General features: G+C 67.8%; 5 protein-coding genes. 1 reads left to right on the top strand and 4 read right to left on the bottom strand.

The genetic code is table 11. The features are described from left to right. The 3 genes from H261_RS22135 to H261_RS23645 all read right to left on the bottom strand — a co-directional run. Nucleotides 1–378 (bottom strand): TetR/AcrR family transcriptional regulator (locus H261_RS22135; protein ID WP_040477233.1); only part of this gene is annotated, 378 nt, incomplete at its 3' end. Nucleotides 379–385: 7 nt separating this feature from the next. Then, nucleotides 386–1,108 carry a response regulator transcription factor gene (locus tag H261_RS22130; protein ID WP_008622235.1) on the bottom strand — a complete coding sequence of 241 codons (723 nt, stop codon included), beginning with the start codon at nt 1,106–1,108 and terminating at the stop codon, nt 386–388. Between the two features lie 89 nt (nt 1,109–1,197). Beyond that, nucleotides 1,198–3,657, bottom strand: coding sequence for a sensor histidine kinase (locus H261_RS23645; protein ID WP_008622233.1), 2,460 nt, complete (start codon nt 3,655–3,657; stop codon nt 1,198–1,200). A 151-nt stretch (nt 3,658–3,808) separates the two neighbouring features. Here H261_RS23645 and H261_RS22120 point away from each other — a divergent pair, with 151 nt between their 5' ends. Then, entirely contained in the window at nt 3,809–5,722 is a 1,914-nt protein-coding gene (locus tag H261_RS22120; protein ID WP_008622229.1) for a TonB-dependent receptor domain-containing protein, read from the top strand. A gap of 6 nt (nt 5,723–5,728) precedes the next feature. Here the strand turns inward: H261_RS22120 and H261_RS22115 are convergent. Beyond that, on the bottom strand, nt 5,729–6,530 hold an 802-nt coding region (locus tag H261_RS22115; protein WP_008622227.1), incomplete at its 5' end, for an HD-GYP domain-containing protein.

Below are 6,530 nucleotides of genomic sequence, written 5' to 3'. Positions count from 1 at the left end.
GATCTCTTCGTAATGGTTGGGCTCGAGCGAACGCAGCTCGGAGGCGCCGATGAACACCTCGCGCTTGCGCACGATGTGGTAGGTGACGTGGAAGGCCACAAAGGCGCGCAGGCGTTCTTCCGGCCCCTGTCCCTCCACCGCCGCCATGGCCGCGTCGAACTGCAGGAACAGTTCGTCCATATGGGTGCGGATCAGGTCGTAGAGCAGGTCTTCCTTGGTGCTGATGTGATTGTAGAGCGATCCCACCTGGATGCCGACCTCGGCGGCCAGCTGGCGCAGGCTCATGGCCTCGAAGCCGTGTTCGTAGATCAGTTTGAGGCCCGACTTGCGGATGGCCTCCATGGTCCGGGGGCCGTGGGAACCGATTGTACGAGCCATAAGTGTCCTAGGAAGCTTGACGGGCGCGGGCCTCGACCGGGGCGGCGAAAACATACCCCACCGAGCGGACGGCGCGCACCGGCAAATTCTCGCCGGTGGCGGCGTTGACCTTGCGCCGCAGCCGGGCCATCACCGCGTCGATGCTGCGGTCGTCATAGCCGCCGACACTCTTGCCCAGGGCGGCGGCGATGTCGTCGCGGGCCACCGAGGCGCCCGGCTCCTGGGTCAGGGTCTGCAGCACCCGGAATTCGGCATTGGTCAGCGGCACCCGCTGGCCGCCGGGGGTGATCAGCGACCAGCTGGCGGCGTCGAAGCCCCAGGTCTGGTTGCCCTCCTCGCGGCCCTCGCGCTTCTCCTCGGCGGGAAGCTCGTTCAGGCGCCGGGTCAGGCTGTGGATCACCGCCTCCAGCTCGCGGAACTGCACCGGCTTGACCAGATAGGCGTCGGCCCCGGCCGTCAACCCCAGCACCCGGTCGTCCAGCTGCCCGCGCGCCGTCAGCATGATGATGCCCACCTTGCTGGCCGAACGCAGCCGGGCGGCGATGGAGAACCCATCCTCGCCGGGCAGGTTGACGTCGAGAACCAGAAGGTCGGGCGCGAAGTCCTGCAGAAGAGCATCCATCTCGGCGCCGGACCCGGCGCGCTGGACGTTCATGCCGACCAGGGAGAGATAGCGGCAAATGGAGCCGCACAGATCAGGATCGTCCTCGACGACCATTACCTTGATCATAGATTTCCCCCAAGCGGTAGAAAATTGCTCCACAATAACATCATACTTCACACGCACCTTATCTAGCGCTTAAGTATTACCCGACATAGTTAATGTCGCGCCGCCCGAGACAACCAAATCTCGAACACGCTCCCCTTGCCCCGCCGACTGTCCACGGAAATGGCCGCGCCGTGCAAGTCCATGATGCGCTTGACGATATAGAGGCCGAGGCCGGCGCCGCGCACCCGGTCGGATTTGGTGGAGCGGTAGAATTTCTCGAAGATGCGCGGCTGCTCCTCGACGGCGATGCCCGGCCCCTGGTCGGCGACCCGAACCCGCACCGCGTCGGCCTCGGAAAAGACGTCGATGGCGACCGGGGCCTCGGGCGGCGAGAACTTCAGCGCGTTGTCGATCAGGTTGGAAAAGGCGATGCGCAGCAGGGTGGAATCCGCCATCACCCAGGCCGGCTCCGACGCATGGACCACCAGGTCCCGATGCCCGGCGAACGGGCGCTTGTCGTCGCAGATGTCCGACAGCATGCGGGCCACGTCCACGTCGTCGGCCTGCAGTTCCATGGCCGAGGAATCCAGGCGGTCGTCGGCCAGGCAGACGTCGATGAGTTCGGACATCCGCCGCACCGCCCGGCGGATCTTCGCCACCTCGTCGCCGGCCTCCTCGTTGGCGCGGATATAGATGCCCAGCAATTGCGACGCCGCCTCGATGATGGCCAGCGGCACCCTGAACTCGTGCGAGACCATGGCCAGGAAGTTGCGCTGCTCGCGCACCGCCTGGCGTTCCGCCTCCAGCGCCGCCTCTGCCCGCCGGCCGGACAGGCGCAGCATGTCCTCCAGCTGCTTGCGGGTGGTGATGTCGTTGAGGCAGACCAGGGCGCAATCCTCGCCACCATAGCTGAACCGCACCGCCGACAGCAGAACCCAGCGCTGCATGTGCGGCATCCGCCGGATGCGCAGCTCAACCCCCAGGACCGCGCCGGTCTGGTGCAATTGGGAAATCAGCGCCCCACGCTCGCCGGGCTCGGCATAGAAACTGGCCGTCTTCATACCGATGGCCGAACCGGCGGGAATATTGAAAAGCTCGGTCGCCGGCCCGTTCAGGTATGCGACGGCGCCATCGGGAAAACTCGCCACCACCATGGGGAACGGCGCTGCGTCGAGAATGGCGCGCACCTGGGCCTCGCGCTCGATCACCCGGTCCTCGGCGGCCCGCCGCTCGGCGATCTCCCGCGCCAGGATGGCGTTGGATTCGGCCAGTTCCTGGGTCCGCTGCCGGACCCGCTCCTCCAGCGCCCGTTCGATCTGGTGGGCCGATTCCAGTTGCAGCTGCCGAGTGCGGTGGCGGTCGGCCTCGAGGCTGGCGCCGCGCCACACCAGCCCGTAGCCGATCAGCAGCATATGGGCCCCCGCCGCGAAATGGGCGGCCAGATCCATCTCGATGGGCGTTGAGACCAGGCCGAGAACCCGGGCCACCACCACCATGTTGACCAATATCTGGATCAGGAAGGCCATCAGGTACCACTTGGCGACGGTATCGCCGCCCAGGGCGCGGCGCACCGCCAGGGCGATGGTGACGAAAAAGGAAACCATCACCAGCGACTGGACCACCGGCGCCGCCAGCCAGTAGAGCCCGACCGGTACCGACAGGGCCGCCCATCGGCAGCCATGCCCCGCCAGATGGTAGACGCGGTCCATCCGCGGGAAGTGATGCTCGAAATCCAGGACGCGCGCCGCGAAGATCATGCCGCCGCCGATGGCCAGGCACGCCGAGATACCCAGCAGGTGGTCGGCCACCAGGGGAAGATCGGGAAACAGCACCTGCGAGGCGAGGCCGCCCATGGAAAGATACATGGTTTCCAGCGGCACGGCATAGGCCAGGAAGCAGAGATACAGCCGGTCCCGCCCGGCGGCGTACTGGACCAGGGCGAACAGGATGATGATGATCGAAGCGCCATGGGCGAGGCCGTGGGCCAGATCCCGCCGCGCGCTGCTCAGCGCGAAGCCCCCGGGCGACAGGAGGCGCGCCGCCACGGCCATGGTGCTGGTGGACTTGATCCGCAGATAGACCCGATGGGGCAGGTCGTCGGCCAGGCGGATGCGGAAGACGAAGGTGCGGTACGCCACGTCGCGGGCGGCGAAGACGGCACGGTCGCCGGCCGCCAGGGCCCGCAATCCCCCCTGCCCGTCCTCGATGAACAGGCCGATCTGATCCAGATAGGCCGGCTCCACCTCCAGCAGCCAGTCGGACGGGGCGGCGGCGCTCCGCCGGATTTCGGTGCGCAGCCACCAGGTGGCGCGGTCGTATCCGGCGGCCAGATCGCCGTTCAGGGGGGTGAAGGCCGCCTCGGCCTCCGCCCCGGTCATGTCGTCGATGTCGAGCGTGCCGGCGGCATCGCGCAGCGCCGACCAATGGCCGCCGAGCGGCAGCATCGCGGTGTCGGGCGACAGCAGCACCGCGGCGGCGGCCGGCAAGCCGGCCGCGACCATCACCCCGAGCGCCAGGGCCAGGGCCAGGGCCAGGATCAGCGCGAGTCGTTTCGCCCCTTGCAAACGCATGGCCGCGTCGCCTCCCCTCCACGCCACCTGCAACCGGTACACCGAAGCCGTGGCAAGTGCAACGGTTGCAGCCGGATTGACTTGCCTTTGTCCCGCCGGTCCGATTAGTTCTATGGCCATGAGATGGGGGCATGCTCAGAGTCGGCACCTATTGCGCAAACTGCCGTTGCTGGCGGCGTTGGTGACGCTTGCCGACCGCTCGGACGCCGCCGAGCTTCCAAAGCTGTTTCCCGACCAGTCGTTCATCGATACCCGCTACATGCCGCGCCATGCCGGCCAGGATCTGCCGCCGCTCATGCTGCTCGCCGACCTGCCGGTGGCCGAGCCGCTGATGCCGGCCAAGACCGCCTGGCCGGTGGAGTTCTTCGCCCAGCGCCGGGCCGCGGCGGCGGCGGCGCGCAACCTCGCCCTGACCGGCGGCGCCCAGGGCAACGGCGCCGTCTCGACCACGGCCGGGCTGGCCAACATGGAGGCGGGCGATGTCTCGCTGTGGGGCGGAGTGCGCCACGACCGCGTCAAACCCTATGAAGACGGCGCCGGCCAGCGGGTGAACTACAGCTACGACCGCGACAACACCCAGTTGGCGGCCAGTTGGCGCCCGGCCCCCAAGAGCCGGCTGTCGGGCTTCGTCATGCGCGACGCCTATTCCAACCAGCGCATCCCCAATTACGGCATCGACGCGACGCGGACCGACCGCTATCTCGCCTCGACGGTGTTCGAGCATGCGCCGCAGGAATCCCGGCTGGACCGGATCGAGACCGGCCTGGTGTTCGACGCGTTGAGCTACGACGCCGACAACACCTCGCTGCGCGACCAGGGCAGCCTGGGCCTCAAATATCTCGGCCTGTGGACCACCGCCCGCGGGCTGGTGCGCGGCGAGTTCACCACCGGCGCCTTCCGCAATACGCTGACGGCGGATTTCGGCATCCTGCGCTACAACATCGACATCGATTCCCTGTACCCCGCCCAGGGACAGGCAGTGCACCGCATGCCCGACGTCCAGACGCTGCAGGCCGGGTTGACCTACGCCACCGCCACCCGGCTGTCGGCCCAGGACTCCCTCAGTGCCGCCCTGCGCCTGGACGCCATCCATTCCGATCCCAACGACCGCAGCAACATGCCGCCGGTGTCCGGCAGCGGCGCCTCGTCCTTCCAGGTCACGCCGCAATCCCTGTGGAACAGCTATTACGGCAACGACGGCGCGTCCCGCCCCTCCAATCTCAATGTCAGCGGCCGGGCACAGCTGACCCACGACCTGGAGGACAAGAGCGGACGCCTGCACATCGACCTGCGCCGCGCCGTGCGCAGCCCCGACCCCGGCGAGCGCTTCTACGCCAGTTCCGGCCCCGCCTCCATCACCCAGGTGGGCAATCCGCAACTGGCCCCCGAAGCCCATCACCGCCTCGAGATCGGGGCGAGAAAGGATCATGGCGGCTTCAAGGGCAATTTCGCGCCGGGCAATCCGGCGGGATCGTGGCGGCTGGCCGCCACCGTCCATGCCGACCGGGTGGCGGACTTCATCACCGCCGACCGCGCCCGGGGGCAGGCAGGCATCCTGAAGAGCGACGGAGCCATCGTCTACCGCAACGTCGATGCCTATCTGGCCGGAGCCGGGCTGGAAGGCTGGTGGCAGGTGTCGGAGGGCTGGGCGGCGCGGGCCAAGCTGTCATGGACCCGGGGCGAGAACCTCACCGATGCGCGCCCGCTTTACCAGGTTCCCCCGCTGGACGGCGAGATGGTCATCGAGCATCGCCGCGAACTGGCCGCCGATACCGTGGGATCGGCGGGGGCGCGGCTCAGCTTCGCCGCCAGCCAGGACCGCATCGACGCCTATACCGCCTCGGGCTCGGGCCAGGATACGGCGGGGGGAACCGCCGGCTGGGCGCTGCTCGACCTGTTCGCCGGCGTGGCGGTGGGCGACCGCGCCGCCGTCACCGCCGGAATCGCCAACGTGCTGGACAAGCATTACCACCTGCACGTCAATCCGCTGCCGCAAAGCCCCACCACCCGGCTGCAATGGGCGCCGGGGCGCAGCGCCTTCGTCCAGGCGACGGTCAGTTTCTGACCCCCATCACGCCGATGGCGTGGCGGCATCCAGCAGCATGGCGCGGAACAGGCCGAGCAGCCCCTGGTCGATCTCGCCGCCCATGCGCTCATTCATCAGGGCCAGGGCGTCCTCGGGCGACATGGGCTCCTTGTAGACCCGGCGGTCGGTCAGCGCCCCGAAGATGTCGACGATGGAGGCCATGCGGGCCAGTTCGTTGAGCTGCCCCCCTTTGAGGCCGCCGGGATAGCCCTGGCCGTCCAGCTTCTCGTGGTGCTGGGAGGCGATGGTCAGCACCCCCTTGGGCAGGCTCTCGCACAGCTTCAGGTAATCCACCGATTTCGGCACATGGCTGCGCATCACCTGCAACTCGCCGTCGTCCAGGCGGCCAGGCTTGTTCAGCACCTCGTGCGGGATGGTCATCTTGCCGATATCGTGCAGCAGGCCGCCGCTGGCCAGCAGGCTGAGGTCCTCGCCCTTCAGGCCGATGGTATGGCCGAACAGCGACAACAGCGTCGCCACCCGCAGCGAATGGACGTAGGAATAGTTGTCGTGGCCCTTGACCCCGTTGAGGATCACCTTGAAATCGTGGTTGCTGACCGCGTCGACCAGCGGGCCGCAGGCCTCGGTGATCTCCTGGTAGACCAGGGGCTCGCCCTTGTCGATCAGGTCCGAGATGTTGTTGAAGCTGTCCACCGTGCGGCGCAGCGATTCCTTGTAGTGCGGCGCCAGATTGTCCCACCCCGCCTCCACCGACTTGTTGACCAGGCCCGAGATGGTCTTGATCAGGGTCGAGCGGCGATAGGGCTTTTCCAGGCAGGCGTCGGTG

Origin of the sequence: Paramagnetospirillum caucaseum, assembly GCF_000342045.1 — a bacterium.
GTDB classification, from domain to species: Bacteria; Pseudomonadota; Alphaproteobacteria; order Rhodospirillales; family Magnetospirillaceae; genus Phaeospirillum; species Phaeospirillum caucaseum.
This window is presented reverse-complemented; position numbering and strand designations above follow the sequence as displayed.

Excerpts from the sequence above, each read along its gene's own strand:
- H261_RS22130 (WP_008622235.1), bottom strand. The coding sequence starts at position 1,108 with ATGATCAAGGTAATGGTCGTCGAGGACGATCCTGATCTGTGCGGCTCC.
- H261_RS23645 (WP_008622233.1), bottom strand. The coding sequence starts at position 3,657 with ATGCGTTTGCAAGGGGCGAAACGACTCGCGCTGATCCTGGCCCTGGCC.